26 protein-coding genes, 1 riboswitch and 1 other annotated feature are annotated in these 26,297 nt (G+C 45.4%); all 26 genes read left to right on the forward strand.

The features are described 5' to 3' along the window. Positions 1-38 precede the first annotated feature (38 nt). The 26 genes from spoIIGA (at position 39) to pyrE (ending at position 26,235) form a co-directional block, all read left to right on the forward strand. Positions 39-968 carry a sigma-E processing peptidase SpoIIGA gene (gene spoIIGA, locus EFK13_RS08480; RefSeq protein WP_129505827.1) on the forward strand — a complete coding sequence of 310 codons (930 nt, stop codon included), beginning with the start codon at positions 39-41 and terminating at the stop codon, positions 966-968. A 62-nt stretch (positions 969-1,030) separates the two neighbouring features. Then, entirely contained in the window at positions 1,031-1,750 is a 720-nt protein-coding gene (sigE, locus tag EFK13_RS08485) for an RNA polymerase sporulation sigma factor SigE (RefSeq protein ID WP_003221446.1), read from the forward strand. Positions 1,751-1,889: 139 nt separating this feature from the next. Next, the gene (sigG, locus tag EFK13_RS08490) at positions 1,890-2,672 is read left to right on the forward strand and encodes an RNA polymerase sporulation sigma factor SigG (protein ID WP_003221449.1); all 783 of its coding nucleotides are present in this window, start codon (positions 1,890-1,892) and stop codon (positions 2,670-2,672) included. Positions 2,673-2,818: 146 nt separating this feature from the next. Then, positions 2,819-3,613: an ABC transporter ATP-binding protein gene (locus EFK13_RS08495; protein WP_129505772.1), complete on the forward strand. Its 795-nt coding sequence runs from the start codon at positions 2,819-2,821 to the stop codon at positions 3,611-3,613. Between the two features lie 12 nt (positions 3,614-3,625). Next, positions 3,626-3,727, forward strand: a riboswitch (TPP riboswitch). Between the two features lie 86 nt (positions 3,728-3,813). Continuing rightward, complete coding sequence (locus tag EFK13_RS08500; protein ID WP_129505771.1) at positions 3,814-5,094, forward strand: acetylornithine deacetylase; 1,281 nt, start codon at positions 3,814-3,816, stop codon at positions 5,092-5,094. An 82-nt stretch (positions 5,095-5,176) separates the two neighbouring features. Beyond that, positions 5,177-5,422 carry a YlmC/YmxH family sporulation protein gene (locus EFK13_RS08505; protein ID WP_003232153.1) on the forward strand — a complete coding sequence of 82 codons (246 nt, stop codon included), beginning with the start codon at positions 5,177-5,179 and terminating at the stop codon, positions 5,420-5,422. A 161-nt stretch (positions 5,423-5,583) separates the two neighbouring features. Beyond that, on the forward strand, positions 5,584-6,420 hold the full coding sequence (gene pgeF / locus EFK13_RS08510; protein WP_129505770.1) for a peptidoglycan editing factor PgeF: 837 nt from the start codon (positions 5,584-5,586) through the stop codon (positions 6,418-6,420). 6 nt (positions 6,421-6,426) lie between these two features. Next, positions 6,427-7,119 (forward strand): YggS family pyridoxal phosphate-dependent enzyme, encoded by a 693-nt coding sequence (locus EFK13_RS08515; RefSeq protein ID WP_129505769.1) that lies wholly within the window; start codon positions 6,427-6,429, stop codon positions 7,117-7,119. Beyond that, positions 7,116-7,571: a cell division protein SepF gene (gene sepF / locus EFK13_RS08520; RefSeq protein WP_129505768.1), complete on the forward strand. Its 456-nt coding sequence runs from the start codon at positions 7,116-7,118 to the stop codon at positions 7,569-7,571. Before EFK13_RS08515 ends, sepF begins: the two co-directional genes overlap by 4 nt. Positions 7,572-7,577: 6 nt before the next feature. Next, a complete protein-coding gene (locus EFK13_RS08525) occupies positions 7,578-7,850 on the forward strand; it encodes a YggT family protein (protein WP_014479736.1) in 273 nt (90 codons plus the stop codon). Between the two features lie 61 nt (positions 7,851-7,911). Beyond that, entirely contained in the window at positions 7,912-8,685 is a 774-nt protein-coding gene (locus EFK13_RS08530) for a YlmH family RNA-binding protein (RefSeq protein ID WP_129505767.1), read from the forward strand. Between the two features lie 93 nt (positions 8,686-8,778). Beyond that, complete coding sequence (divIVA, locus tag EFK13_RS08535) at positions 8,779-9,273, forward strand: septum site-determining protein DivIVA (RefSeq protein WP_064813712.1); 495 nt, start codon at positions 8,779-8,781, stop codon at positions 9,271-9,273. 62 nt (positions 9,274-9,335) lie between these two features. Continuing rightward, positions 9,336-9,562 (forward strand) — a binding site (T-box leader). A gap of 52 nt (positions 9,563-9,614) precedes the next feature. Continuing rightward, positions 9,615-12,380 carry an isoleucine--tRNA ligase gene (ileS, locus tag EFK13_RS08540; protein ID WP_129505766.1) on the forward strand — a complete coding sequence of 922 codons (2,766 nt, stop codon included), beginning with the start codon at positions 9,615-9,617 and terminating at the stop codon, positions 12,378-12,380. A gap of 146 nt (positions 12,381-12,526) precedes the next feature. After that, positions 12,527-12,901, forward strand: coding sequence for a sporulation-related RNA polymerase-binding protein YlyA (gene ylyA, locus EFK13_RS08545; protein WP_129505765.1), 375 nt, complete (start codon positions 12,527-12,529; stop codon positions 12,899-12,901). 102 nt (positions 12,902-13,003) lie between these two features. Beyond that, positions 13,004-13,468: a signal peptidase II gene (gene lspA / locus EFK13_RS08550; protein WP_003238660.1), complete on the forward strand. Its 465-nt coding sequence runs from the start codon at positions 13,004-13,006 to the stop codon at positions 13,466-13,468. 1 nt (position 13,469) lies between these two features. Next, entirely contained in the window at positions 13,470-14,381 is a 912-nt protein-coding gene (locus tag EFK13_RS08555) for an RluA family pseudouridine synthase (RefSeq protein WP_129505764.1), read from the forward strand. Between the two features lie 182 nt (positions 14,382-14,563). Then, complete coding sequence (gene pyrR, locus EFK13_RS08560; protein ID WP_024716121.1) at positions 14,564-15,109, forward strand: bifunctional pyrimidine operon transcriptional regulator/uracil phosphoribosyltransferase; 546 nt, start codon at positions 14,564-14,566, stop codon at positions 15,107-15,109. A gap of 179 nt (positions 15,110-15,288) precedes the next feature. Continuing rightward, positions 15,289-16,596, forward strand: a complete 1,308-nt coding sequence (pyrP, locus tag EFK13_RS08565; protein WP_129505763.1) for a uracil permease PyrP — start codon at positions 15,289-15,291, stop codon at positions 16,594-16,596. Positions 16,597-16,740: 144 nt separating this feature from the next. Then, positions 16,741-17,655, forward strand: coding sequence for an aspartate carbamoyltransferase catalytic subunit (locus EFK13_RS08570; protein WP_129505762.1), 915 nt, complete (start codon positions 16,741-16,743; stop codon positions 17,653-17,655). Next, complete coding sequence (locus EFK13_RS08575) at positions 17,639-18,925, forward strand: dihydroorotase (RefSeq protein WP_129505761.1); 1,287 nt, start codon at positions 17,639-17,641, stop codon at positions 18,923-18,925. Before EFK13_RS08570 ends, EFK13_RS08575 begins: the two co-directional genes overlap by 17 nt. Continuing rightward, positions 18,922-20,016: a carbamoyl phosphate synthase small subunit gene (locus EFK13_RS08580; RefSeq protein ID WP_129505760.1), complete on the forward strand. Its 1,095-nt coding sequence runs from the start codon at positions 18,922-18,924 to the stop codon at positions 20,014-20,016. The genes EFK13_RS08575 and EFK13_RS08580 overlap by 4 nt, the downstream gene beginning before the upstream one ends. Then, a complete protein-coding gene (gene carB / locus EFK13_RS08585; RefSeq protein ID WP_129505759.1) occupies positions 20,001-23,216 on the forward strand; it encodes a carbamoyl-phosphate synthase (glutamine-hydrolyzing) large subunit in 3,216 nt (1,071 codons plus the stop codon). Before EFK13_RS08580 ends, carB begins: the two co-directional genes overlap by 16 nt. Then, positions 23,213-23,983, forward strand: a complete 771-nt coding sequence (gene pyrK / locus EFK13_RS08590) for a dihydroorotate oxidase B electron transfer subunit (RefSeq protein ID WP_129505758.1) — start codon at positions 23,213-23,215, stop codon at positions 23,981-23,983. Before carB ends, pyrK begins: the two co-directional genes overlap by 4 nt. Beyond that, positions 23,983-24,918, forward strand: a complete 936-nt coding sequence (locus tag EFK13_RS08595; RefSeq protein ID WP_129505757.1) for a dihydroorotate dehydrogenase — start codon at positions 23,983-23,985, stop codon at positions 24,916-24,918. The genes pyrK and EFK13_RS08595 overlap by 1 nt, the downstream gene beginning before the upstream one ends. Continuing rightward, a complete protein-coding gene (gene pyrF / locus EFK13_RS08600) occupies positions 24,887-25,606 on the forward strand; it encodes an orotidine-5'-phosphate decarboxylase (protein WP_129505756.1) in 720 nt (239 codons plus the stop codon). The genes EFK13_RS08595 and pyrF overlap by 32 nt, the downstream gene beginning before the upstream one ends. Beyond that, positions 25,603-26,235, forward strand: a complete 633-nt coding sequence (gene pyrE, locus EFK13_RS08605; protein WP_283107638.1) for an orotate phosphoribosyltransferase — start codon at positions 25,603-25,605, stop codon at positions 26,233-26,235. The genes pyrF and pyrE overlap by 4 nt, the downstream gene beginning before the upstream one ends. The last annotated feature ends 62 nt before the right edge of the window (positions 26,236-26,297 follow it).

Consider the following 26,297-nt stretch of genomic DNA (forward strand, 5'->3'; position numbering starts at 1 on the left):
AGGGGAACAGCGTGACGCGAGAAAGAAAGGAGTCAGATGTGAAAATCTATTTAGATGTCATTTGGCTGTTAAACTTTTGTTTTGATGCACTTTTGCTTTTGCTCACGGCATTTATTTTAAAACGGCATGTGAAAAAAAGAAGATTGATAGGCGGAGCGTTCATCGGTTCCAGTATTGTCCTTTTGATGTTTACTCCTTTTTCGCCGATCGTTGAACATCCGGCAGGTAAACTGGCTTTTTCAGTTGCTATTGTGATGGTGACATTTGGCTTTAAGAGATTCCGCTATTTCTTTCAAAATTTGTTTTCCTTTTATTTTGCCACTTTTTTAATGGGGGGAGGAATTATCGGAGCCCATTCTTTGCTGCAGTCAAATTCTATTGTGCGAAACGGTGTAATGATCACCAATCAAACCGGGTTTGGAGATCCGATCAGCTGGTTGTTTATTGTTGCTGGCTTTCCGGTGTTATGGTTTTTTTCTAAAAGAAGAATTGAAGATATTGAAACTAAAAACATTCAATATGAGGAACGAGTCAGCGTACAGGCGGATTTGGGCGGCCAAACGCTTCACGTCAGAGGTCTGATTGATTCAGGTAATCAGCTGTACGATCCTCTCACAAAAACGCCGGTCATGATTATACACATTGATAAACTGGAACCGATTTTCGGAGCAGCCGAAACGATGATCATTCGAAACACAGATCCATTGGAAGCCATCCAACAGCTCGATGATTCATTTCGCTTTTTAGATAAAATGAGGCTGATTCCATACAGGGGAGTAGGTCAGCAAAATCAATTTTTATTATGCATCAAACCGGATCACGTAACGATTATGACAAAAGAAGAAATGATTTCTGCAGATAAATGTTTAATCGGCATCAGCACAACAAAACTATCCGCAGATGGAGAGTTTGATGCGATTATTCACCCGAAAATGCTATCAGGCAAGGCCATCAAACACGTTTCATAATGTTCGCAAATGTCCGTTACTTATCATACTCAAACGGCGTGACATTTAGAAGGGAGAGGAAGATGAAAAAACTGAAATTGCGATTGACGCACCTCTGGTATAAGCTGCTGATGAAACTCGGGTTAAAAAGTGATGAAGTCTATTACATAGGCGGGAGTGAAGCCCTGCCGCCGCCATTATCTAAAGATGAGGAGCAGGTTCTGTTAATGAAGCTCCCAAACGGCGATCAGGCGGCTCGCGCCATTTTGATTGAACGCAATCTGCGTCTGGTGGTTTATATCGCCCGTAAATTTGAAAATACGGGAATTAATATAGAGGATTTAATCAGCATTGGCACCATCGGATTAATCAAAGCTGTGAATACGTTCAATCCAGAAAAGAAAATTAAGCTGGCGACCTATGCCTCCCGCTGTATAGAAAACGAAATCCTGATGTATTTAAGGAGAAACAACAAAATCCGTTCAGAGGTTTCCTTTGATGAGCCGCTAAATATTGATTGGGACGGCAATGAGCTTTTGCTTTCTGATGTGCTCGGCACTGACGACGACATTATCACAAAGGACATAGAAGCTAACGTAGATAAAAAGCTTTTGAAAAAAGCGCTTGAACAGCTCAATGAAAGAGAAAAGCAAATCATGGAGCTGCGGTTTGGGCTTGTCGGCGAAGAAGAAAAAACCCAAAAGGATGTAGCGGATATGATGGGGATTTCTCAGTCCTATATTTCGCGTCTGGAAAAAAGGATTATAAAAAGATTGAGAAAAGAGTTCAACAAAATGGTGTAAAGATTTTTATGGTTATAACCCCTTGATTTTACAGGGATTTCCTAATCTCGGCAGTTTTTCAGCTAGAGTGCAGTGCATATTTTTCCCACCCAAGGAGATACTTAACGTTGTACAGCAGCTCCTGTAGGGAGGGAAAAAAGTGTCGAGAAATAAAGTCGAAATCTGCGGGGTGGATACCTCCAAATTACCAGTACTCAAGAATGAAGAGATGAGAAAGCTGTTTAGGCAGCTGCAGGATGAAGGCGATGATTCAGCAAGAGAAAAGCTTGTAAACGGGAACTTGCGTCTTGTCTTAAGTGTCATTCAAAGATTTAATAACAGAGGAGAGTATGTTGATGACTTATTTCAGGTCGGCTGCATCGGACTAATGAAATCCATTGATAATTTTGACCTAAGCCACAATGTTAAGTTTTCAACATACGCTGTACCTATGATTATCGGAGAGATCCGCAGGTATTTACGCGATAATAACCCGATCCGTGTCTCAAGATCACTCCGGGATATCGCGTATAAGGCACTTCAGGTAAGAGAGCGGTTAATCAGTGAGACAAGCAAGGAGCCGACTGCAGAAGACATCGCAAAAGTTCTTGAAGTACCGCATGAGGAAATCGTATTTGCGCTTGATGCCATCCAGGATCCGGTTTCTCTATTTGAACCGATCTATAACGACGGCGGAGACCCAATTTATGTGATGGACCAAATCAGTGATGAGCGCAACAAAGATTCACAATGGATAGAAGAGCTGGCTTTAAAAGAGGGCATGAGAAGGCTCAATGATAGGGAAAAAATGATTTTGAGAAAACGATTCTTCCAAGGGAAAACACAAATGGAAGTAGCCGAAGAAATCGGAATTTCCCAAGCACAGGTGTCCAGACTTGAAAAAGCGGCTATCAAACAAATGAATAAGAATATCCATCAATAATGAAAAGCCTTTAAAACAATTTTGTTTTAAAGGCTTTTCTATTGATTTCGGACGGTTTACGTTTTGGAAAAAATAAGGTATCCTAGTCCATACTAAGTTTTATGAAAATTAAAACAATTATAAAAGGAGTAATGAGGAGGATCAAGATGATTTTGCAGCTAGACAATGTCTCACTAAAACGAAATGGAAAATGGATATTAAAGGACATTAATTGGAAGGTGGAAGAAAAGGAAAATTGGGTGCTTTATGGACTGAATGGCGCCGGAAAGACAGCACTGTTAAATATGCTTTGCTCATATTATTTCCCAACATCGGGCGAGATGCAGGTGCTTGGCCATGAATTCGGCAAAACGGAGCTTGGGGAGAAGCTTAGACGGAAAATTGGCCTCGTTTCAGCGGCTCTTCAGCAAAAATTTTATCCGGCAGATTCAGCATTTGAAATTGCTTTGAGCGGCGCTTACGCTTCAATTGGATTATATGAAACACCAAGTGCGGAAATCAGGGATAAAGCGATTGGTTTGTTAGAGGACTTGGGAGCGATTGAATACGCCGACCGCCGCTATGAAACCCTTTCTCAAGGAGAGAAACAAAGAGCTTTGATTGCAAGAGCGCTAATGGCGGATCCGGAGCTGCTGATACTGGACGAACCGGTCACAGGGCTGGATTTTATTGCCCGGGAAAAGCTGTTAGACACGATTACATACATTGCAAACAAAGAAAATGCGCCATCGATCCTTTATGTGACTCATCATGCGGAAGAAATTTTGCCGGTCTTTGACAAAGCTCTTTTGTTAAAACAGGGAGAGGTGTTTACATCCGGAGAAATAAAGGAAATGCTTACTGATCACATACTTTCGGCTTTTTTTGATACGCCAATCCATGTATTATGGAATCAGGATCGGCCATTTTTAACAAGAGCCGAGCCGATAACAAATGCCTGACAAACACATACAGACTCATCCTAGGGGTGCTTTTCGAAGCTGAGAGAGACATTGTCTCAACCCTTTTGACCTGATCTGGATCATGCCAGCGGAGGGAAGCGGTGAAAAAGCGGAGTACATAGGACTCTGTTTGTTTTTAATGAGCCGTTTCATAACATATGAAACGGCTTTTTGATTTTTAAGTATAGGAGCGGATCACATTGAATCAACAAATAAACTCTCTGTTAAAAAAAGCGGAAGATCAAAACGAGGAGCTTATTCAGCTTGCAAAAACGCTGATTTCTTATCAAACACCTGCTCCGCCTGCAAGAAATACAGACGGCATCCAGTCATGGATTGCAGGATTTTTAAATGAAATGGGATTTTCGATCGACAAATGGGACGTGTACCCGGGAGATCCCAATGTTGTAGGCCTGCTGAAGGGAACAGATTCAGCAAAGTTTCAAAGCCTGATCATCAATGGTCATGTAGATGTGGCGGAGGTAAAAGAGGATGAGGAGTGGGAGCATGATCCGTTTCATCCAATTGAAAAAAACGGACGCTTAATCGGGCGAGGCGCTTCTGATATGAAAGGCGGATTGGCGTGTGTGCTGTTTGCTGTCAAATTGATTCGTGAAGCAGGCATTGAACTTCCCGGTGATTTGATCCTGCAGTCGGTTATCGGTGAGGAAGTCGGTGAAGCCGGTACGCTTGAATGCTGCAAGAGGGGCTACCACGCTGATTTTGCAGTTGTCGCGGATACGAGCGATATGCATATTCAAGGCCAGGGCGGTGTCATTACAGGCTGGATCGTAATCAAAAGCAGCCAAACGTTTCATGACGGAACGAGACGGAATATGATTCACGCAGGCGGTGGAACTTTCGGGGCAAGCGCAATTGAAAAAATGGCGAAAATCATTGCGGGGCTCGGTGAACTTGAGCGCCACTGGTCCATTATGAAAAGTTATCCCGGCTTTAAACCAGGCACAAATACGATTAACCCGGCAGTTATAGAAGGGGGCAGACATGCGGCTTTTATAGCGGATGAGTGCAGGCTGTGGATCACAGTCCATTTTTACCCGAATGAAACCCATGACCAAGTGGCAGCGGAAATAGAAGATTACATAAACCGGCTGAGCGACAGTGATATTTGGCTTAGGGAAAACCGCCCTGTCTTCAAGTGGGGGGGCTCATCCATGATTGAAGACAGAGGAGAGATTTTTCCGGCACTGGAAGTTGACCCTGGCCACCCAGGTGTCTCAGCCCTTACGGCATCTCACGAGAAAGTGAAACGGGAGCGTCCGGTTATTGACGTTTCTCAAACAGTTACAGACGGGGGGTGGCTGTATAATGCCGGCATTCCAAGTGTGATTTACGGTCCTGGAAATCTGCATAATGCACACTCCGTGAACGAGGAGGTATCAATTGAACAGCTGGTAGATTATACAAAAATCTTGCTCGATTTTATCATCAGCTGGTGCAGCAGTAAAAAAGAACAGTAATCATGAAAATTTCTTCTTGCTGACAAGGTTCAGCCCGCCCGTTCATATACTTAAAAAAAGGACGGAAAAAGGACGTGATGGAATGATCAGCATTTCAGAATTTCAGGTGAAGGATGTCGTCAATGTTTCAAACGGAAAAAAGCTTGGGAGCATTGGTGATATAGATATCAATGTGACCACTGGAAAAATACAGGCGATCATACTCGGAGGAAATGGGAAAGTTCTCGGATTTTTTGGAAAAGAAGAGGAATTGGTCATTCCATGGCGAAATATAGTAAAAATCGGGGAAGATGTCATCTTGGTCCGATTAAGTGAACCGCATGCATAACCTAATTGTCTGCTGCTGATTGGAAAATGCCGGAAGTCTCGATTCTTCCGGCACATTTCATTTAGAAATATGCAAATCGGCGCTCAACGAATGCAGAAAGATGTGGTAAAATAAGTGGGAAATTCCGCTTTTTTAAATGTTTGTCGAAAGGTTGGATCATCATGAATACATATCACCCATTCAGTCTTACCACACCCTCGACACTCATGATACAAGACTGGACACAAACGAATCAAAACAACAGAGAAGTCATTGCCGGGTTTACTACGAAAAACGGCGGTGTCAGCCAAAAGCCTTTTGAATCGTTAAATACAGGATTGCACGTTCATGACAAAGATGCAGATGTAGTTAAAAATCGCGAATATATTGCCGATATGTTTAATATTGATTTGCAGTCTTGGGTATTTGCTGATCAGACACACGATAATCGCGTTCAAAAAGTGACGCAGAGAGATAGGGGAAAAGGCGCCCGTGAATATCACACGGCTCTGAAAGCAACGGACGGGCTCTACACAAATGAAAAGAATGTGTTTTTGGCATTATGCTTTGCTGATTGTGTGCCTCTTTTCTTCTATGATCCGGTTAAATCGCTTGTCGGGATCGCCCATGCCGGGTGGAAAGGCACTGTCAAACAGATTGGCAGAGAAATGGTGAAGCAATGGACCGAGCAGGAAGGGTCAAATCTCTCAGACATTTATGCTGTTATTGGACCGTCTATCAGCGGAGCATGCTATACGGTAGACGACCGTGTCATGGATGCTGTCCGGGCATTGCCGGTTTCGGCAGACCGTGCCGTTAATCAGACGGCAAAGGCACAATATCAGCTTGATCTGAAAGAGCTGAACCGCCTTATACTGATCGACAGCGGTTTGGCAAATGAACAGATTTCTGTCAGCGGTTTATGCACGGAAAGTGAGCCGTCTCTTTTCTATTCTCACCGCCGCGATCAGGGGAAAACTGGACGGATGATGTCCTTTATCGGAATGAAGGAGGCATAAAAGATCTTGCGTGTTGTTGATAATTTACGACATATAAACGAACGAATAAACGAAGCATGTAACAGATCGGGCCGCAGCTCCGATGAAGTTACGGTTATTGCAGTCACAAAATATGTATCGCCTGAACGAGCACAGGAGGCAGTGGATGCGGGCATCACCTGCCTCGGAGAGAATCGGGATGCGGAACTGCTCCGCAAGCAGGAAATGATAAAAGGGAATCCGGAATGGCATTTTATCGGCAGTCTGCAGTCAAGAAAAGCAAAAGCTGTCGTCAATTCAGTTTCCTATATCCATTCCTTAGACCGGTTATCATTAGCGAAAGAAATTGAAAAACGGGCTGAAGGTACTGTCCAATGCTTTGTCCAGGTCAATACCTCTCTCGAGCCTTCTAAACACGGTATAAAAAAAGAAGAAGTCATTCCATTCATACAGGAGCTTTCCGGTTTCGAACACATCGTTGTATCCGGACTGATGACAATGGCTCCGCTGACTGACGATCAAGATCAGATCAGAAGCTGCTTCAAAGCGCTGAGAGAACTCCGTGATCAGGTTCAGGAGCTGAAACAGCTGAACGCTCCGTGTACTGAACTGTCGATGGGCATGTCAAATGATTTTGAAATTGCAATTGAAGAAGGCGCTACTTTTATTAGAATCGGCTCATCGTTAGTCGGAAATGAAACAGGGGGTGTACAGCAATGAGTATGAAAAATAAACTGAAAAACTTTTTCTCAATGGAAGATGAAGAGTACGAATATGAATATATTGAAACAGAACGGGAGTCTCATGAAGAGCATGAGCAGAAAGAAAAACCGGCTTATACCGCAAACAAACCTGCGGGCAAACAGAATGTAGTGAGCTTGCAAAGTGTTCAGAAATCCTCTAAAGTGGTGTTGAGTGAGCCGCGCGTTTATGCGGAGGCGCAGGAAATAGCCGACCATTTGAAGAATCGGAGGGCAGTTGTCGTCAATCTTCAGCGGATACAGCATGACCAGGCCAAGCGGATTGTCGACTTTTTGAGCGGAACCGTTTATGCCATCGGCGGCGATATTCAAAGAATCGGCTCGGATATTTTCCTCTGCACGCCTGACAACGTGGATGTATCAGGCACAATTTCTGAGCTCATATCTGAAGACGAACATCAGAGGTGGTAAAGCGACATGATCCTTTATCAAGTTTTTTCGGTTTTAAACTTATTAATCACAATATACTCATTTGCCCTGATCATATATATTTTTATGTCATGGGTGCCGAGTACAAGGGAAACGGCAGTCGGGCGTTTTTTAGCTTCGATTTGTGAACCATATCTCGAACCATTCAGAAAAATCATCCCTCCGATCGCAATGCTGGACATTTCTCCGATCGTAGCCATTCTTGTGCTTCGGTTTGCGACAACCGGCTTGTGGGGGCTTTACCGCATGATTGCGTTTTAATGTGACAGTTTGATAGAGGGCTTGGCAGCAGCCAAGCCTCTTTACATAGAAGGGAAAGACGATGAGCGATATCTATCAGCACTTCAGAAAAGACGAGCAGGCGTTTATTGACCAGGCGCTCGAATGGAAAAGCATTGTCCAGGAGCAGTACAGGATGAAGCTGACTGACTTCTTAGACCCCCGAGAGCAGGTCATCCTCTCTGCTGTTACGGGACAGGCGGATGTCGGGCTTGCTTTTTCCGGCGGCTATGACAGAGCGGAACGAAAACGGGCGATTCTCTATCCAGAGTACATCACTCCGGAAGAATCGGATTTTGAACTTCAGGCGTTTCACGTCCGTTATGCTGAAAAGTTTGTCTCAGTAGATCACCGTTCTCTGCTCGGTGCATTAATGGGCATTGGCTTAAAGCGGCAAAAGTTTGGTGACATCGTGTTTTCTGAGACAGCAGTGCAATTGATTGTCTCAGCCGATACCGCTGATTTTGTGGCGTCACAGCTGACCCAAGCAGGCAAAGCGGCGGTCAGCTTAGAGAAAATTGACTTGTCAGACCTTAACATTCCAGCTGCTGATGTCGAAATAAGAGATGACACGGTTTCTTCTTTAAGGCTTGACGCCGTCTGCGCCTCTATGAGCAGGCAATCCCGCCAGAAATCACAGACGCTCGTGAAAAACGGACTCGTAAAAGTGAACTGGAAGGTAGTTGAAGATCCTTCATATATGGTGGCAGAAGGGGACATGCTGTCTATTAGAGGCTTTGGCCGCTGCAGCTTAACAAAAATCGAAGGAAAAACCAAAAAAGACAAATGGAGAGTTACGTTTGAACGACAAAAATAGTCGGTTTTTCAGTTTTTTTCTCCATCTGTGCGAAATTTGTTTTATAATGTGAACTAGATAACCGTACTGAAATGTAAAAATGGAGGTGGCATCATGCCATTAACGCCAAATGATATTCACAACAAGACGTTTACAAAGAGTTTTCGCGGATATGATGAAGATGAAGTAAATGAATTCCTAGCGCAAGTCAGAAAAGATTACGAAATTGTTCTCCGTAAAAAAACTGAACTTGAAGCCAAAGTCAATGAACTTGATGAAAGAATCGGACACTTTGCCAATATTGAAGAAACGCTGAATAAATCAATTTTAGTTGCACAAGAAGCGGCTGAAGACGTAAAACGCAATTCTCAAAAAGAAGCAAAGCTGATCGTTCGGGAAGCGGAGAAAAACGCTGACCGCATTATCAACGAATCTTTATCAAAATCAAGAAAAATCGCTATGGAAATAGAAGAGCTGAAAAAACAGTCTAAAGTTTTCAGAACACGTTTCCAAATGCTGATTGAAGCACAGCTCGATCTTCTGAAAAATGATGATTGGGATCATCTGCTTGAGTATGAAGTCGACGCAGTGTTTGAGGAAAGGGAATAAATTCTCTGATTATCTTGACATTTTCTTAGCTTGTCGAATATAATACGTTCATAAATTCAGATGAAAAAACGGTTGAAAGGGACAGTCATGTTTCCTTCAGGCCTTCATAGCGACCCGGAGATGGTGAGAGTCCGGGATGGCCGGAATCATGTAGATCAGCCCTTAAGTTTCCTTTCTGAACTCACAGTAGGTTAGGACGTTCATCACGTTACGATGCTCGAGAGGAAAAAGCGTATGGTGGCTTTTTCTAAAAGGGTGGTACCGCGAGATAAGCTTTCTCGTCCCTTATGGGATGAGAGGGCTTTTTTTATTTTCTGAAAAAATGCAGTGGAGGAATGAAAATGGATTTTAAAGACACGCTCTTAATGCCGAAAACAGATTTCCCGATGCGAGGAAATTTGCCAAACCGTGAGCCTGACATTCAAAAGAAATGGGAAGAAGAGGAGATCTACCGTCTTGTGCAGGAACGGACGAAAGACCGCCCGAAATTTGTTTTACATGACGGACCTCCGTATGCAAACGGCGACATCCATATGGGCCACGCGCTTAACAAAATTTTGAAAGACTTCATTGTCCGCTACAAATCAATGAGCGGCTATAACGCGCCGTATGTACCGGGCTGGGATACACACGGATTGCCGATTGAAACAGCTCTTACAAAAAACAAAAAAGTCAATCGCAAAGAAATGTCAGTAGCGGAATTCCGCAAACTCTGCGAAGAGTACGCTTGGAAGCAAATCGACGGACAGCGTGAGCAGTTCAAACGCCTTGGTGTCCGAGGCGACTGGGAGAACCCATATGTGACATTAAAACCGGAATACGAAGCGCAACAAATCCGCGTATTTGGTGAGATGGCAAAAAGGGGCTACATTTATAAAGGCCTTAAACCGGTTAACTGGTCACCTTCAAGTGAGTCCGCTTTGGCTGAAGCTGAGATCGAGTATCAAGATAAACGTTCAGCATCAATTTACGTTGCTTTCGGTGTAAAAGACGGAAAAGGCGTTCTTGAAAACGGCGAGCGCATCATCATTTGGACAACAACGCCTTGGACAATTCCGGCGAACCTCGGAATTTCAGTGCACCCTGAACTTGAGTACAGTGTGATGGCAGTAGGTGAGGACCGCTTTGTCGTAGCAAGTGCTTTAGTCGAAAATGTTGCGTCTGCATGCGGGTTTGATCAATATGAGGTAACAAGAACGATCAAAGGGAAAGACCTTGAGAACATTATTGCAGAACACCCGCTATATGGCAGAGACTCACTTGTTATGCTTGGCGAACACGTAACAACTGATGCCGGAACAGGCTGTGTTCATACAGCGCCGGGACACGGGGAAGATGACTTTATCATCGGTCAAAAATACGGTTTAGATGTGCTTTGCCCAGTTGATGAAAAAGGTGTCATGACAAGCGAAGCTCCTGGCTTTGAAGGCATGTTCTATGATGATGCGAACAAAGTGATCACACAGCAGCTTGATGAAAAAGGCGCGCTTGTGAAGCTTGAATTCATTACTCACTCTTATCCGCACGATTGGAGAACAAAGAAACCAACCATTTTCAGAGCGACAGCGCAATGGTTTGCGTCTATTAAAGATTTCAGATCAGACCTGCTGGATGCCATTAAAGAAACCAAATGGGTTCCTGAATGGGGCGAGCAGCGTTTGCACAACATGGTTCGTGACCGCGGAGACTGGTGTATCTCAAGACAGCGCGCATGGGGTGTTCCGATTCCGGTATTTTATGCTGAAAACGGCGAGCCGATTATTACAGATGAAACCATTGAACATGTTTCTGAATTGTTTAGACAGCACGGATCAAACATTTGGTTTGAAAAAGAAGCGAAGGATCTTCTTCCGGAAGGCTTTACGCATCCTGGCAGCCCGAACGGCACATTTACAAAAGAACAGGACATCATGGATGTTTGGTTTGATTCAGGCTCTTCTCACCAAGCGGTGCTTGAAGAACGTGAAGACCTCGTTCGCCCGGCTGATTTATATCTTGAAGGATCTGACCAATACCGCGGCTGGTTTAACTCATCTCTTTCTACAGCAGTAGCTGTTACAGGAAAAGCGCCGTATAAAGGCGTGCTCAGCCATGGGTTTGCACTGGATGGAGAAGGACGCAAGATGAGTAAATCCATCGGTAACGTCGTTGTTCCGGCTAAAGTCATGAAACAGCTTGGTGCCGACATCTTGAGATTATGGGTGTCTTCAGTTGATTACCAGGCGGATGTTCGTGTCTCTGACGCGATTCTGAAGCAGGTCGCTGAAGTATACCGTAAAATCCGCAACACATTCCGTTTCCTTCATGGCAACCTATTCGATTTTGATCCAAAAACAAATGCGGTAGCCGTTGAAGATCTTCGTGAAGTGGATCAGTATATGCTGACTAAGCTGAACAAACTGATTGAGAAAGTGAAAAAGGCGTATGATGAGTACGAATTTGCTGTTGTGTATCACAGCATTCATAATTTCTGCACAATCGAATTGAGTTCATTCTATCTTGATTTCGCAAAAGATATTGTGTATATCGAGCATGCGGATCATCCGGATAGACGCAGCATGCAGACCGTATTCTACGAAACGCTTCTTGCATTAGTGAAGCTTTCAGCGCCTATCCTTCCACATACGGCTGACGAATTATGGTCTCATTTAACATTTGTTGAAGAGCAGAGCGTGCAGCTGACAGACATGCCGGAAACAATCACGGTTCCAAACAGCGAAGCGATTGAAGAAAAGTTTGACCGCTTTATGGCTCTTCGTGATGATGTGCTAAAAGCGTTAGAAACTGCGCGGAATGAAAAAATCATCGGTAAATCATTGGAAGCGAACCTGAAATTGTATCCAAACAAAGAAAATCAAGAGCTATTGGCTTCCATTAAAGAAAATCTTTCTCAGCTGTTTATTGTTTCTGAACTGACAATCAGCGAAGAAAATGAAGCGCCGAACGATGCGCAAAGCTTCGCGACAGGAAAAATCGCTGTCCAAAAAGCTGAAGGCGAAATGTGTGAGAGATCCCGTGTGATTTCAAAAGATGTGGGTGCAAATCCGAAATACCCTACACTTTCACTGCGAAACGCTGAAATCGTTGAAAAATACTATCAAAAATAATGGAAAAGGGCCCGGCGAAAAAAGCCGGGCTTTTTTTCATGCCAAGAGTGACATCGTTTAGAACGGCAGGAAAAATCTTATGGGCTTTAGATCATCATTCACAGGCAACAATATAGGTACTACGTTAAGAGCAGGAGTTGTGATGAATGAATGATCAACTGACCGCAATTTATACGGAACTTCTTCTAATGAAAGAAGAACTACAGTCGAGATTATTTGAGTATTCTTGCTTTCAGGTTTCAACAAGCCCGCAAGCAGCAATCAATCATAAACAAAAAGCAACTCTGATCTATCACATTAAAGAAGAGCTTCAAGACGTTCTCCTCGCATTGTCCAAAATTGAAAACGGCACATTCGGATACTGTGAAGAAACGGGGGCTTCAATTCCTCTTTCAAAGCTGGCGGTGCTGCCGACTGCCCGGACAACGAACGACTTTCTTTATTCTGTCCAATTTGAAAAAAAAACGCTTCCGCTGTGGAAATCAACGGATATGGAATATGGTCAGGCACTGTATGAATAACAGTGTCTGGCCGGCTAATATGCCTGATATAGCTTTACTCCAGGGCTTTTTATTGATAAAATGCATAATGGATTAAAGTAACCGTAAACTGGAGGAACGTTTGTGCTGTATTATGTGATTGCACTACTTATTATTGCAGCCGATCAATTGACAAAATGGCTAGTTGTTAAGAACATGGAGCTTGGCCAAAGCATTCCAATCATTGATCAGGTATTCTATATCACCTCCCATCGCAATACGGGTGCTGCATGGGGGATATTAGCCGGTCAGATGTGGTTTTTCTACCTCATTACAACCGCGGTTATTATTGGCATTGTTTATTACATACAGCGTTATACAAAAGGACAAAGGCTTCTTGGCGTTGCCCTCGGACTTATGCTTGGCGGTGCCATCGGCAACTTCATCGATCGGGCTGTCAGACAGGAAGTTGTTGATTTTATCCATGTCATTATTGTGGATTATAACTACCCGATTTTTAACATCGCGGACTCGTCATTATGTGTCGGCGTAATGCTTTTATTTATACAAATGCTGTTGGACAGCGGGAAAAAGAAAAAGGAGCAATAGCATGAATCAAATTGATATAACCGCTTCAGAAGAACAAAAAAGTGAGCGGATTGATAAATTTCTGGCATCGGCTGAGAATGATTGGTCGAGAACCCAGGTACAGCAATGGGTGAAAGACGGACAAGTTGTCGTAAACGGAAGCCCTGTAAAAGCGAATTATAAAATTCAGCCGGGTGATCAGGTGACCGTCACTGTGCCTGAGCCGGAAGCGCTCGACGTACTGGCAGAACCGATGGATCTGGATATTTACTACGAAGATCAGGATGTGCTGGTCGTCAATAAACCTCGCGGAATGGTTGTGCACCCGGCTCCCGGGCATCTTACCGGCACACTTGTAAACGGCCTTATGGCTCATTGCACGGACCTATCTGGAATTAATGGCGTGATGCGTCCGGGAATCGTTCATAGAATCGATAAGGACACGTCTGGTCTATTAATGGTGGCGAAAAATGATATGGCGCATGAGTCACTTGTAAACCAATTGGTCAACAAAACGGTTACGCGGAAATATACGGCGGTTGTCCACGGGCTTATTTCTCACGATGACGGCACAATTGATGCGCCAATCGGACGGGATAAGAAAGACCGTCAAAGCATGACCGTCACCCGTGATGGCAAAAACGCCGTCACTCATTTTCATGTGCTTGAGCGTTTTCAGGATTTTACGTTGGTGGAATGCCAGCTTGAAACAGGGAGAACCCACCAAATTCGTGTGCATATGAAATATATCGGATTCCCATTAGCGGGTGATCCAAAATACGGCCCGAGAAAAACGATCGATTTTAACGGGCAGACACTTCACGCCGGAATTTTAGGTTTTGATCATCCCCGCACCGGCGAATATGTCGAATTCGAAGCGCCGCTTCCGGAGGATATGGCAGAATTAATCGAAAACCTCAGGAAAAACGGTTGACAGACTGTTTCTTTTCTGAAATAATAAACGAAGCTGAATAGATTCTTTAAAACAGTCCAGAGAGGCTGAGAAGGATAACGGATAGACGGGATGCGTGCAGGTGCACGCACCTTGTCCTAAAACCCCTCTATGCTCTGGCAGGAGGGGTTTTTTCTTCTATATGAACTGTGAGGTGTCACACATTGAATCAAAAAGCTGTCATTCTCGACGAACAGGCAATCAGACGGGCGCTGACCAGGATCGCCCACGAAATGATCGAACGCAATAAAGGAATGAACAACTGCATCCTTGTCGGCATTAAGACAAGAGGGATTTACTTGGCCAAACGCCTTGCGGAACGAATCGAACAGATTGAAGGAAATCCTGTAACAGTCGGTGAAATCGATATTACTCTTTACAGAGACGATCTTTCCAAAAAAACGAGCAATGAAGAACCGCTTGTGAAAGGTGCAGATATTCCGGTAGACATCACAGATCAAAAAGTCATTCTCGTTGACGATGTCTTGTTCACCGGAAGAACGGTCAGAGCGGGTATGGATGCGCTTGTTGATGTAGGCAGACCTTCCTCCATTCAGCTGGCTGTGCTTGTTGACAGAGGACACCGGGAGCTGCCGATCCGAGCGGATTATATTGGGAAAAACATCCCGACATCAAAAGCTGAAAAGGTTATGGTTCAGCTTGATGAGGTAGATCAAAACGATCTCGTCGCCATTTATGAAAATGAATAATAGATCACCTTTTTAAAGGCAATCCAGAGAGGTTGCAAAGAGGTGCACAACAAAGCCAAGTCCCGAAAGTGTTCGGCAGGTCTTTGTATGCCTCTTTGCGTAAAAATAGCAAAGAGGTTTTTTTATACAGTCATTGAGTCATCCTAATAGGAAAGTTAACAATCAGGGGGAAAATCATCATGAGTAAGAAAAAAGTAAATTTAGGAATCAGGGATGTCCCGACACCTTTCTCTTGGGTTTCATTCAGCCTGCAGCATTTGTTTGCCATGTTTGGTTCAACGATTTTAGTTCCGAAGCTGGTCGGAATGAGTCCTGCTGTGGCATTGGTGACAAGCGGCATCGGGACACTTGCTTACCTTCTGATTACGAAAGGGCAAATTCCGGCGTATCTCGGTTCATCCTTCGCCTTTATTTCTCCGATCATACTGGTAAAAGCGACCGGCGGGCCGGGAGCGGCAATGGTCGGGGCGTTTTTGGCAGGGTTAGTGTACGGTTTGATTGCCTTATTGATCAGGCAGCTTGGAACAGGATGGCTGATGAAGGTTCTCCCGCCTGTAGTCGTAGGCCCTGTGATTATCGTCATCGGGCTGGGACTTGCAAGCACTGCGGTAAACATGGCGATGTATGCTGATCCGAACGCAAGTGAATTGGTCTACAGCTTAAAGCACTTCAGTGTCGCGGGGGTTACGCTGGCAATCACGATTATTTGCGCGATTTTCTTACGAGGGTTTTTAAGCCTGATTCCGGTTCTGATCGGAATTATCGGCGGATACCTGTTCGCCCTTACTCAAGGGATTGTCAACTTCCAGCCGGTGCTTGACGCGAAATGGTTTGCAGTGCCTGAATTTATCATCCCGTTCAAAGACTATTCACCGTCAGTAACACTCGGTATCGCAGCAGCAATGGTTCCTGTCGCGTTTGTGACAATGTCAGAGCATATCGGCCACCAAATGGTGCTGAGCAAAGTTGTCGGACAAGATTTCATTAAAAAGCCGGGGCTTCATCGCTCCATTATGGGTGACAGCGTGGCGACAATCCTTGCTTCCCTGATCGGCGGCCCTCCGACAACGACTTACGGAGAAAACATTGGCGTGCTGGCCATCACAAGAGTATTCAGCGTCTTTGTAATCGGCGGCGCGGCAGTGATTGCCCTTTGCTTCGGCTTTATCGGCAAAATCTCAGCGCTGATCAGTTCAGTGCCGTCAGCGGTCATGGGAGGCGTCTCCTTCCTGCTGTTTGGAATCATCGCTTCGAGCGGTCTGAGAATGCTGATTGACAACAAAATTGATTATGAAAACAACAGAAACCTCATTATTACATCGGTGATCCTAGTGATCGGTGTAGGAGGCGCTTTTATCCAAGTGTCTCAAGGAGGATTCCAAGTGTCAGGAATGGCGCTTGCCGCAATTGTCGGTGTCATCTTAAACCTGATTCTTCCGCAGGCGAAGGAAGAGCAGGCTGACACATCTGAACAACATCATATCTAAAACCTTTTAATGAAAGTCCAGAGAGGCTTGGAAGGGTTATGAAGAGAAGGAAGCTTCAATGCTGCCCTCTATTTAACCATACCCCGAGTCTATCTAAGACCGGGGTTTTTTCAGCCTAAAAGTTGAAATGAGAGGGGAAAGAACATGAAGCATTTAACGACGATGAGCGAACTCAATATTGAGGAAATCAAAGGTTTGCTTCAAACAGCACAAGATCTCAAAAGCGGAAAAACAGACAATCAGCTGGCAGGAACATTTGCAGCAAACCTGTTTTTCGAACCAAGCACGAGAACGCGATTCAGCTTTGAGGTGGCGGAGAAAAAGCTCGGTATGAATGTCCTGAATCTTGATGGAACAAGCACAAGCGTGCAAAAAGGCGAAACCTTATATGACACCATCCGGACGCTTGAATCAATCGGTGTGGACGTTTGCGTCATCAGGCACAGTGAGGATGAGTACTATAAAGCGCTTGTCAGCCAGGTGAATATCCCGATTCTGAATGCGGGAGATGGATGCGGCCAGCACCCGACGCAATCACTGCTTGATTTAATGACGATTTATGAAGAGTTCAATACGTTCAAAGGGATTACCGTCTCCATTCACGGCGATATCAAGCACAGCAGAGTGGCAAGGTCTAATGCGGAAGTTTTGACAAGATTGGGTGCCCGCGTCCTGTTTTCAGGTCCTTCTGAATGGCAGGATGAAGAAAATACATTCGGCACATATGTCTCAACGGATGAAGCAGTTGAGTCTTCCGATGTCGTCATGCTGCTGCGCATTCAAAATGAAAGACATCAGTCGGCTGTCAGCCAGGAAGGCTATTTAAATAAATACGGTTTGACCGTAGAACGGGCTGAGCGTATGAAGCAGCATGCGATTATTATGCATCCTGCTCCGGTAAACAGAGGAGTGGAGATTGATGACAGCTTAGTAGAAAGTCGAAAATCAAGAATCTTCAAGCAAATGCAAAATGGCGTCTTCATCAGAATGGCAGTGATACAGCGTGCCTTACAAACCAAAGTGAAAAGAGGAGAAGCAGCGTATGTCATATCTCATTAAAAACGGCTGGATACTTAACGAAAATGGTGAAAAAACAGAAGCGGACATTCGAGTGACAGGAGAAATCATTTCAGAAATCGGCAAGCTTGATACAGCGGATGAAGAAACGGTAATTGATGCAAAAGGATTGCTCGTTTCGCCTGGGTTTGTGGATCTCCACGTACACTTCAGAGAGCCGGGCGGAGAGAAAAAAGAAACCATTGAAACCGGGGCAAAAGCAGCAGCGCGCGGCGGTTATACAACAGTAGCAGCAATGCCGAATACGCGTCCGGTTCCTGATACGAAGGAGCAGATGGAATGGGTGCAAAACCGTATTAAAGAAACATCATGCGTCAGAGTTCTTCCATATGCATCCATTACGATCAGACAAATTGGCGATGAGATGACAAACTTTGAAGCTTTAAAAGAAGCGGGAGCATTTGCCTTTACAGATGACGGCGTCGGTATACAGACAGCAGGAATGATGTATGAAGCGATGAAACGGGCAGCTGCGATCGACAAAGCGGTTGTTGCGCATTGCGAAGACAACTCCTTAATTTACGGAGGGAGCGTTCATGAAGGGACATTCTCGAAAGCGAACGGGCTCAACGGCATTCCTTCTGTGTGTGAATCGGTTCATATTGCCCGCGATGTATTGCTGGCTGAGGCGGCAAACTGCCATTACCATGTATGCCATATCAGTACGAAAGAGTCTGTCAGGGTCGTGCGCGATGCGAAAAAAGCGGGAATCAGAGTGACAGCAGAAGTATCACCGCATCATTTGCTCCTTTGTGATGAGGACATTCCGGGTCTGGACACAAATTATAAAATGAATCCTCCGCTTCGCAGTGCGGAAGACAGAGCGGCTTTAATCGAAGGTCTTTTAGACGGAACGATCGATTTTATCGCAACAGACCATGCGCCGCATACAGAAGAAGAGAAAAACACAGAAATGAAGCTGGCGCCATTTGGGATTGTCGGCTTAGAAACAGCGTTCCCGCTTCTATACACACACTTTGTCAAAAATGGCAGCTGGTCGCTGAAACAGCTGATTGACTATATGACAATCAAGCCTTGTGAAGCTTTCGGCCTCCCATACGGAACATTACAAACGGGACAGGCAGCCGACATTACTTTAATCGATTTAGAAAAAGAAGCAGTAATAGACAAAGAAACATTTTTATCAAAAGGAAAAAACACACCATTCAACGGCATTAACTGCACCGGTTGGCCGGTCGCTACAATGGCCGCGGGGAAGCTTGCTTATGAAGAAGGGAGACTTGTCAAATGAAAAGACGATTAGTACTGGAAAACGGAGCGGTATTCGAGGGAGAAGCCTTCGGAAGCTTAGAACACAGCATGGGAGAAGTCGTTTTTAACACTGGGATGACAGGCTATCAGGAAATTTTATCTGATCCTTCTTACTGCGGACAGATCGTAACATTAACTTACCCGCTTATCGGAAATTACGGCATCAACCGTGATGATTTTGAATCCATTACCCCTTTTGTGAAAGGGCTGATCATCAAAGAACTATGTGAACTGCCTTCCAACTGGCGTTCAGCATACACATTAGACGAGTATTTAAAAATGAAAAACATTCCGGGACTGCAGGGAATTGATACGAGAAAGCTGACAAGAATGATCCGCACGGCAGGCGCGCTAAAAGGTACATTCGCTTCACCTGATGAAGATATCGAAGCAGTGCTGAAAAGACTGAACGAAACCGAACTGCCGAGAAATCAAGTTTCACAAGTATCTGCCAAAACAGCTTATCCGAGCCCGGGAAGAGGTAAACGCATTGTCTTGGTTGACTTTGGCATGAAGCACGGGATTCTAAGAGAGCTGAACAAACGGAAATGTGACGTTATCGTTGTGCCATACAACATAACAGCGGAAGAAGTGCTTCAGCTGAAACCGGACGGCATCATGCTTTCTAACGGACCTGGAGACCCGAAAGATGTGCCTGAAGCGATTGAAATGATTAAAGGTGTTCTCGGAAAAGTTCCATTATTCGGAATATGTCTCGGCCACCAATTATTCGCGCTGGCGTGCGGAGCAAATACTGAAAAAATGAAATTCGGCCACAGGGGCTCAAACCACCCGGTAAAAGAGCTGGCTACAGGAAAAGTCGCCTTAACATCTCAAAACCATGGCTATACAGTGTCATCCATCAGCGAAACAGAACTTGAAGTAACCCATATCGCAATTAACGACGATACGATTGAAGGGCTGAAGCATAAAACACAGCCGGCATTTACGGTTCAATATCATCCCGAAGCCTCACCTGGTCCTGAGGATGCCAACCATCTATTTGACAGATTCATCGAAATGATTGACACAACAGAGAAAGAAGGGGAAGCGGTATGCCAAAACGCGTAGACATTAACAAAATTTTAGTAATCGGATCTGGACCGATCATCATTGGCCAAGCAGCAGAATTTGACTATGCGGGAACGCAAGCCTGCCTTGCTTTGAAAGAAGAAGGCTATGAAGTCATCCTTGTCAACTCAAACCCTGCCACGATCATGACAGATACAGAAATGGCTGACCGGGTTTACATCGAACCGCTCACTCCTGAATTCCTGACGCGAATCATCAGAAAAGAGCGCCCGGATGCCATTCTTCCTACTCTTGGAGGCCAAACCGGTTTGAATCTTGCGGTTGAGCTTTCTGAAAGAGGCGTGCTGGAAGAGTGCGGCGTCGAAGTGCTTGGCACAAAGCTGTCTGCGATTCAACAGGCTGAAGACCGCGACTTGTTCAGAACATTAATGAATGAACTGAATGAACCGGTGCCTGAAAGTGAGATCATCCACTCCCTAGAAGAAGCGGAAAACTTCGTCAGTCAAATTGGATTCCCTGTCATTGTCCGCCCGGCATATACATTAGGCGGAACAGGCGGAGGCATCTGCTCGAATGAAACCGAGCTGAAAGAAATTGTTGAGAACGGCTTAAAATTAAGCCCGGTTCACCAGTGTCTGCTTGAAAAAAGCATCGCCGGCTATAAAGAAATCGAGTATGAAGTCATGAGAGACAGCCAGGATCATGCCATCGTTGTTTGTAACATGGAGAACATTGATCCAGTCGGAATCCACACTGGAGACAGTATTGTTGTCGCGCCGAGCCAAACGCTCAGCGACCGCGAATATCAGCTCTTGCGGAATGTATCGTTAAAACTGATCCGCGCGCTTGGAATCGAAGGCGGATGTAATGTACAGCTCGCTTTAGATCCAGACAGCTTCCAATACTACATTATTGAAGTAAATCCGCGTGTCAGCCGTTCATCCGCTCTTGCGTCAAAAGCGACGGGATATCCGATTGCAAAGCTCGCTGCTAAAATTGCAGTCGGCCTTTCATTAGATGAAATGATGAACCCTGTGACAGGAAAAACATATGCAGCATTTGAACCGGCTCTTGACTATGTCGTATCCAAAATTCCGCGCTGGCCGTTTGATAAGTTTGAATCAGCAAACAGAAAGCTCGGCACGCAAATGAAAGCGACAGGAGAAGTCATGGCGATCGGCCGCACGCTTGAGGAGTCATTGCTGAAGGCTGTGCGTTCACTGGAAGCGGATGTGTATCATCTTGAATTGAAGGACGCCGCTGACATTTCCGATGAGCTTCTTGAAAAACGAATTAAAAAGGCAGGAGACGAACGCTTATTCTACTTAGCTGAAGCATATAGAAGAGGCTACACGGTAGAAGATCTCCACGGTTTTTCCGCGATCGATGTCTTCTTCCTGCATAAGCTGTTCGGAATCGTACAGTTTGAAAAAGAACTGAAGGCAAAAGCGGGCGATACGGATGTGTTGAGACGGGCAAAAGAACTCGGATTCTCTGATAAGTACATCAGCCGTGAGTGGAAAATGAAAGAATCGGAGCTTTACAGCTTAAGAAAGCAAGCGGGAATTGCACCGGTATTCAAAATGGTAGATACGTGCGCGGCGGAATTTGAATCAGAAACGCCATACTTCTACAGCACATACGAAGAAGAAAATGAGTCTGTCGTTACGGATAAGAAAAGTGTGATCGTGCTGGGCTCCGGTCCGATTCGAATCGGTCAGGGGGTTGAGTTCGACTACGCAACTGTTCACTCTGTGTGGGCGATTAAACAGGCAGGCTATGAAGCCATTATTGTCAATAACAATCCGGAAACCGTTTCAACAGATTTCAGTATCTCAGACAAGCTGTACTTTGAACCGCTTACGATTGAAGATGTCATGCACATCATTGACCTCGAACAGCCAATGGGTGTTGTCGTTCAATTCGGCGGACAAACTGCCATTAATCTTGCAGACGAGCTTTCTGCACGAGGAGTGAAAATCCTCGGGACTTCGTTAGAAGATTTAGACCGTGCGGAAGACCGGGATAAATTTGAACAAGCGCTTGGAGAACTTGGTGTTCCGCAGCCGCTTGGCAAAACAGCGACATCAGTTGATCAGGCGGTAAGCATCGCGAGTGACATCGGCTATCCGGTACTGGTGCGCCCGTCCTATGTACTTGGCGGCCGAGCGATGGAGATTGTTTATCATGAAGAAGAACTGCTTCATTACATGAAAAACGCAGTCAAAATCAATCCGCAGCACCCAGTATTAATTGACAGATATTTAACAGGGAAAGAAATTGAAGTGGATGCAGTATCTGATGGTGAAACAGTCGTCATTCCGGGAATTATGGAGCACATTGAACGGGCGGGCGTTCACTCCGGAGACTCAATCGCTGTTTATCCGCCTCAGTCTCTCGCAGAGGACATTAAGAAAAAAATTGAACAATACACGATCGCATTAGCCAAAGGGCTGAACATTGTCGGTTTGCTCAATATTCAATTCGTACTGTCACAAGGCGAAGTGTACGTGCTCGAAGTGAATCCGAGATCAAGCAGAACCGTACCGTTCTTAAGCAAAATTACGGGTATTCCAATGGCAAATCTCGCAACAAAAATCATTCTCGGGCAAAAGCTGGCGGCGTTTGGCTATACAGAGGGCCTTCAGCCTGAACAGCAGGGTGTATTTGTAAAAGCGCCTGTCTTCTCCTTTGCTAAGCTGAGAAGAGTGGACATTACGTTAGGGCCTGAAATGAAATCAACTGGTGAGGTCATGGGGAAAGATTCCACTCTTGAAAAAGCGCTTTATAAAGCACTGATTGCTTCAGGCATTCAAATCCCTAACTACGGGTCCGTGCTTCTAACAGTGGCTGATAAAGACAAAGAAGAAGGGTTAGCCATCGCTAAGCGGTTCCATGCGATCGGCTACAACATTTTAGCGACAGAAGGAACAGCAGGTTGCCTGAAAGAAGCTTCAATTCCGGCGAAGGTGGTCGGGAAAATCGGCCAGGACGGCCCGAACTTGCTAGATGTGATTAGAAACGGAGAAGCGCAGTTTGTCATCAATACGCTGACAAAAGGAAAGCAGCCAGCAAGAGACGGATTTAGAATCAGACGTGAATCAGTAGAAAACGGTGTTGCCTGCTTAACATCTTTAGATACGGCAGAAGCGATATTGCGAGTGCTGGAAAGCATGATATTCCGTGCTGATCAAATGCCGGCAGTCAACACAAATCAGGAGGCGGCAGTCACTATATGAAAAAAGCGTATTTGACAGTATGTTCTAACCAGCAAATTGCAGACCGGGTGTATCAAATGGTTTTAAAAGGGGAGCTTGTCCAAGGGTTTACAACCCCGGGACAGTTCCTTCATCTTAAAGTGAGCGAAGCGGTTACGCCTCTTTTGAGAAGGCCCATCAGCATCGCCGACGTCAACTTTGAAAAAAGTGAAGTCACCATCATTTATCGAGTAGATGGGGAAGGAACAAGACTGTTGTCGCTAAAGCGGCAGGGAGAGCTTGTAGATGTCCTCGGGCCTTTGGGAAATGGCTTTCCTGTCAATGAAGTCCAACCCGGAAAGACGGCTTTGCTGGTAGGAGGCGGTGTAGGTGTGCCCCCTCTTCAAGAGCTGTCGAAACGCTTGTACGAAAAAGGGGTCAAGGTTATACACGTTTTAGGATTCCAATCGGCAAAGGACGTTTTTTACGAAGAAGAATGCCGGCAGTATGGAGACACATATGTGGCAACAGCTGACGGAAGCTATGGAGAAACCGGGTTTGTTACAGATGTAATGAAACAGAAAAATCTAGAGTTTGATATCCTCCTCAGCTGCGGGCCGACACCGATGCTGAAGGCGTTAAAACAAGAATATGCCCATAAAGAAGTTTATCTGTCTATGGAGGAACGAATGGGCTGCGGAATCGGCGCATGCTTCGCATGTGTGTGCCATACAAACGAAAGTGAGACATCCTACGTAAAAGTATGTCTCGACGGGCCTGTATTTAAAGCTCAGGAGGTGGCGCTGTAATGCTAGAGGTGAAATTGCCGGGACTTGATTTGAAAAATCCGATCATTCCAGCATCAGGCTGCTTCGGTTTTGGAAAAGAGTTTGCGCGTTTTTATGATTTATCATGTCTCGGGGCAATCATGATCAAAGCTACGACAAAGGAGCCTCGCTTCGGGAACCCGACGCCTAGGGTAGCTGAAACTGGCGCTGGAATGCTCAATGCGATCGGTCTCCAAAATCCGGGGCTGGAGAGCGTTTTGCAAAATGAGCTGCCGTGGCTTGAGCAGTTTGATACGCCGATCATTGCCAATGTCGCAGGTTCTCAAGTCGAGGACTATGTTGAAGTCGCAGAGCATATCAGCAAAGCGCCTAATGTACACGCACTTGAGTTGAATATTTCCTGCCCGAATGTGAAAACAGGCGGAATCGCTTTTGGCACAAACCCTGAAATGGCGGCTGATTTGACGAAAGCGGTTAAAGAGGTATCCGATGTGCCCGTTTATGTGAAGCTTTCCCCGAACGTGGCAAATATCACAGAAATTGCAACAGCGATCGAAGAGGCGGGAGCCGATGGTCTTACGATGATCAACACATTAATCGGCATGAGGCTCGATTTAAAATCAGGCAAGCCGATATTAGCGAATAAAACAGGGGGACTTTCCGGCCCTGCTGTAAAGCCGGTTGCCATTCGCATGGTGCATGAAGTCAGCCAAGCGGTAAACATCCCGATTATCGGAATGGGAGGCGTGCAGACCGCTGAAGATGCACTGGAATTTCTTCTCGCGGGAGCAAGCGCGGTCGCTGTTGGAACAGCAAACTTTGTAAACCCTTTTGCATGTCCGGATATCATTGAACAGCTCCCATCTGTTTTGCGCCAATATGGCTATCAATCAATTGAAGAATGCATCGGAAGGAGCTGGAACCATGAAAAACAACCTGCCCATCATCGCGCTTGATTTTGCATCAGCTGAAGAAACACTTGCGTTCTTAGCGCCTTTTCAGCAAGAACCGTTATTTGTAAAGGTTGGAATGGAGCTTTTTTACCAAGAAGGGCCATCTATCGTTAAACAGCTAAAAGAAAGAAATTGCGAGCTGTTTTTAGATTTAAAGCTTCATGACATCCCGACCACTGTAAATAAAGCGATGAAGCGCCTAGCTGGTCTCGGGGTAGACCTCGTCAATGTTCATGCGGCCGGGGGCAAAAAAATGATGCAGGCAGCTCTGGAAGGCTTAGAAGCAGGGACGCCGGCCGGAAAAAAACGTCCGTCGCTCATCGCGGTAACCCAGCTGACAAGCACATCTGAACAAATGATGAAAAATGAACTGCTGATCCAAAGACCACTGATCGACACGGTTGTCCACTATAGCAAACTGGCGGAAGAAAGCGGGCTGGATGGAGTGGTCTGCTCTGTTCATGAAGCAAAAGCCATTTACGAAGTGGTGTCGCCTTCATTTCTGACTGTCACTCCGGGGATCAGGATGTCAGAGGATGCTTCGAATGACCAAATCCGCGTAGCGACACCTGCAATTGCAAGAGAGAAAGGTTCATCAGCGATTGTGGTGGGGCGCTCGATTACAAAAGCGGCTGACCCGGTAAAAGCCTATGAAGCTGTCAGACTCGAATGGGAGGGAATCAAACAATGAAACAAATCATCGCAAAACATCTATTAGACATCCAAGCTGTATTTTTACGCCCGAACGAGCCATTTACATGGGCAAGCGGCATTTTATCACCAATCTACTGCGACAACCGCCTTACGCTATCTTTCCCGGAGGTCAGAAATGATGTCGCCTCAGGCATCAGCAAGCTTGTCGAAGAGCATTTTCCTGAGGCTGAAATGATTGCGGGCACAGCAACAGCCGGTATTCCTCATGCGGCTCTGGCGGCAGACCGTTTGAATCTTCCAATGTGCTATGTGAGAAGCAAGCCGAAAGCCCACGGAAAAGGCAATCAGATTGAGGGAGCGGTTCAAGAAGGCCAAAAAACGGTCGTCATTGAAGACTTAATCTCCACAGGAGGCAGCGTGCTTGAAGCAGCGGCAGCTTTACAAGCGGCTGGCTGTGAAGTGCTTGGGGTCGTCTCGATCTTTACGTACGGGCTTCCTAAAGCGCAGGAAGCATTTGCGAAGGCGGAGCTGCCATACTATTCATTAACTGATTATGATACGCTGACAAAGGTCGCGCTTGAAAACGGAAATATTCATTCAGACGATCTAAAAAAGCTGCAAATGTGGAAACAAAATCCCGAGTCAAAAGATTGGTTTAAAAAATAAAAAACAAATTTAGGTGATTCACAGGGGCTTCAAAGCCTTGATGTACTTGAAAACAGGCCAGG

This window comes from Bacillus cabrialesii, from assembly GCF_004124315.2.
Taxonomy (GTDB): Bacteria; Bacillota; Bacilli; order Bacillales; family Bacillaceae; genus Bacillus; species Bacillus cabrialesii.

Bases quoted from the DNA above. Each gene is read 5' to 3' on its own strand.
- sepF (WP_129505768.1), top strand. From the start codon at position 7,116: ATGAGTATGAAAAATAAACTGAAAAACTTTTTCTCAATGGAAGATGAA.
- EFK13_RS08525 (WP_014479736.1), top strand. From the start codon at position 7,578: ATGATCCTTTATCAAGTTTTTTCGGTTTTAAACTTATTAATCACAATA.
- EFK13_RS08495 (WP_129505772.1), top strand. From the start codon at position 2,819: ATGATTTTGCAGCTAGACAATGTCTCACTAAAACGAAATGGAAAATGG.
- carB (WP_129505759.1), top strand. From the start codon at position 20,001: ATGCCAAAACGCGTAGACATTAACAAAATTTTAGTAATCGGATCTGGA.
- EFK13_RS08580 (WP_129505760.1), top strand. From the start codon at position 18,922: ATGAAAAGACGATTAGTACTGGAAAACGGAGCGGTATTCGAGGGAGAA.
- pgeF (WP_129505770.1), top strand. From the start codon at position 5,584: ATGAATACATATCACCCATTCAGTCTTACCACACCCTCGACACTCATG.
- sigE (WP_003221446.1), top strand. From the start codon at position 1,031: ATGAAAAAACTGAAATTGCGATTGACGCACCTCTGGTATAAGCTGCTG.
- EFK13_RS08505 (WP_003232153.1), top strand. From the start codon at position 5,177: ATGATCAGCATTTCAGAATTTCAGGTGAAGGATGTCGTCAATGTTTCA.
- pyrE (WP_283107638.1), top strand. From the start codon at position 25,603: ATGAAACAAATCATCGCAAAACATCTATTAGACATCCAAGCTGTATTT.
- pyrK (WP_129505758.1), top strand. From the start codon at position 23,213: ATGAAAAAAGCGTATTTGACAGTATGTTCTAACCAGCAAATTGCAGAC.
- pyrF (WP_129505756.1), top strand. From the start codon at position 24,887: ATGAAAAACAACCTGCCCATCATCGCGCTTGATTTTGCATCAGCTGAA.
- EFK13_RS08570 (WP_129505762.1), top strand. From the start codon at position 16,741: ATGAAGCATTTAACGACGATGAGCGAACTCAATATTGAGGAAATCAAA.
- pyrP (WP_129505763.1), top strand. From the start codon at position 15,289: ATGAGTAAGAAAAAAGTAAATTTAGGAATCAGGGATGTCCCGACACCT.
- ylyA (WP_129505765.1), top strand. From the start codon at position 12,527: ATGAATGATCAACTGACCGCAATTTATACGGAACTTCTTCTAATGAAA.
- EFK13_RS08530 (WP_129505767.1), top strand. From the start codon at position 7,912: ATGAGCGATATCTATCAGCACTTCAGAAAAGACGAGCAGGCGTTTATT.
- EFK13_RS08555 (WP_129505764.1), top strand. From the start codon at position 13,470: ATGAATCAAATTGATATAACCGCTTCAGAAGAACAAAAAAGTGAGCGG.
- ileS (WP_129505766.1), top strand. From the start codon at position 9,615: ATGGATTTTAAAGACACGCTCTTAATGCCGAAAACAGATTTCCCGATG.
- EFK13_RS08575 (WP_129505761.1), top strand. From the start codon at position 17,639: ATGTCATATCTCATTAAAAACGGCTGGATACTTAACGAAAATGGTGAA.
- EFK13_RS08595 (WP_129505757.1), top strand. From the start codon at position 23,983: ATGCTAGAGGTGAAATTGCCGGGACTTGATTTGAAAAATCCGATCATT.
- divIVA (WP_064813712.1), top strand. From the start codon at position 8,779: ATGCCATTAACGCCAAATGATATTCACAACAAGACGTTTACAAAGAGT.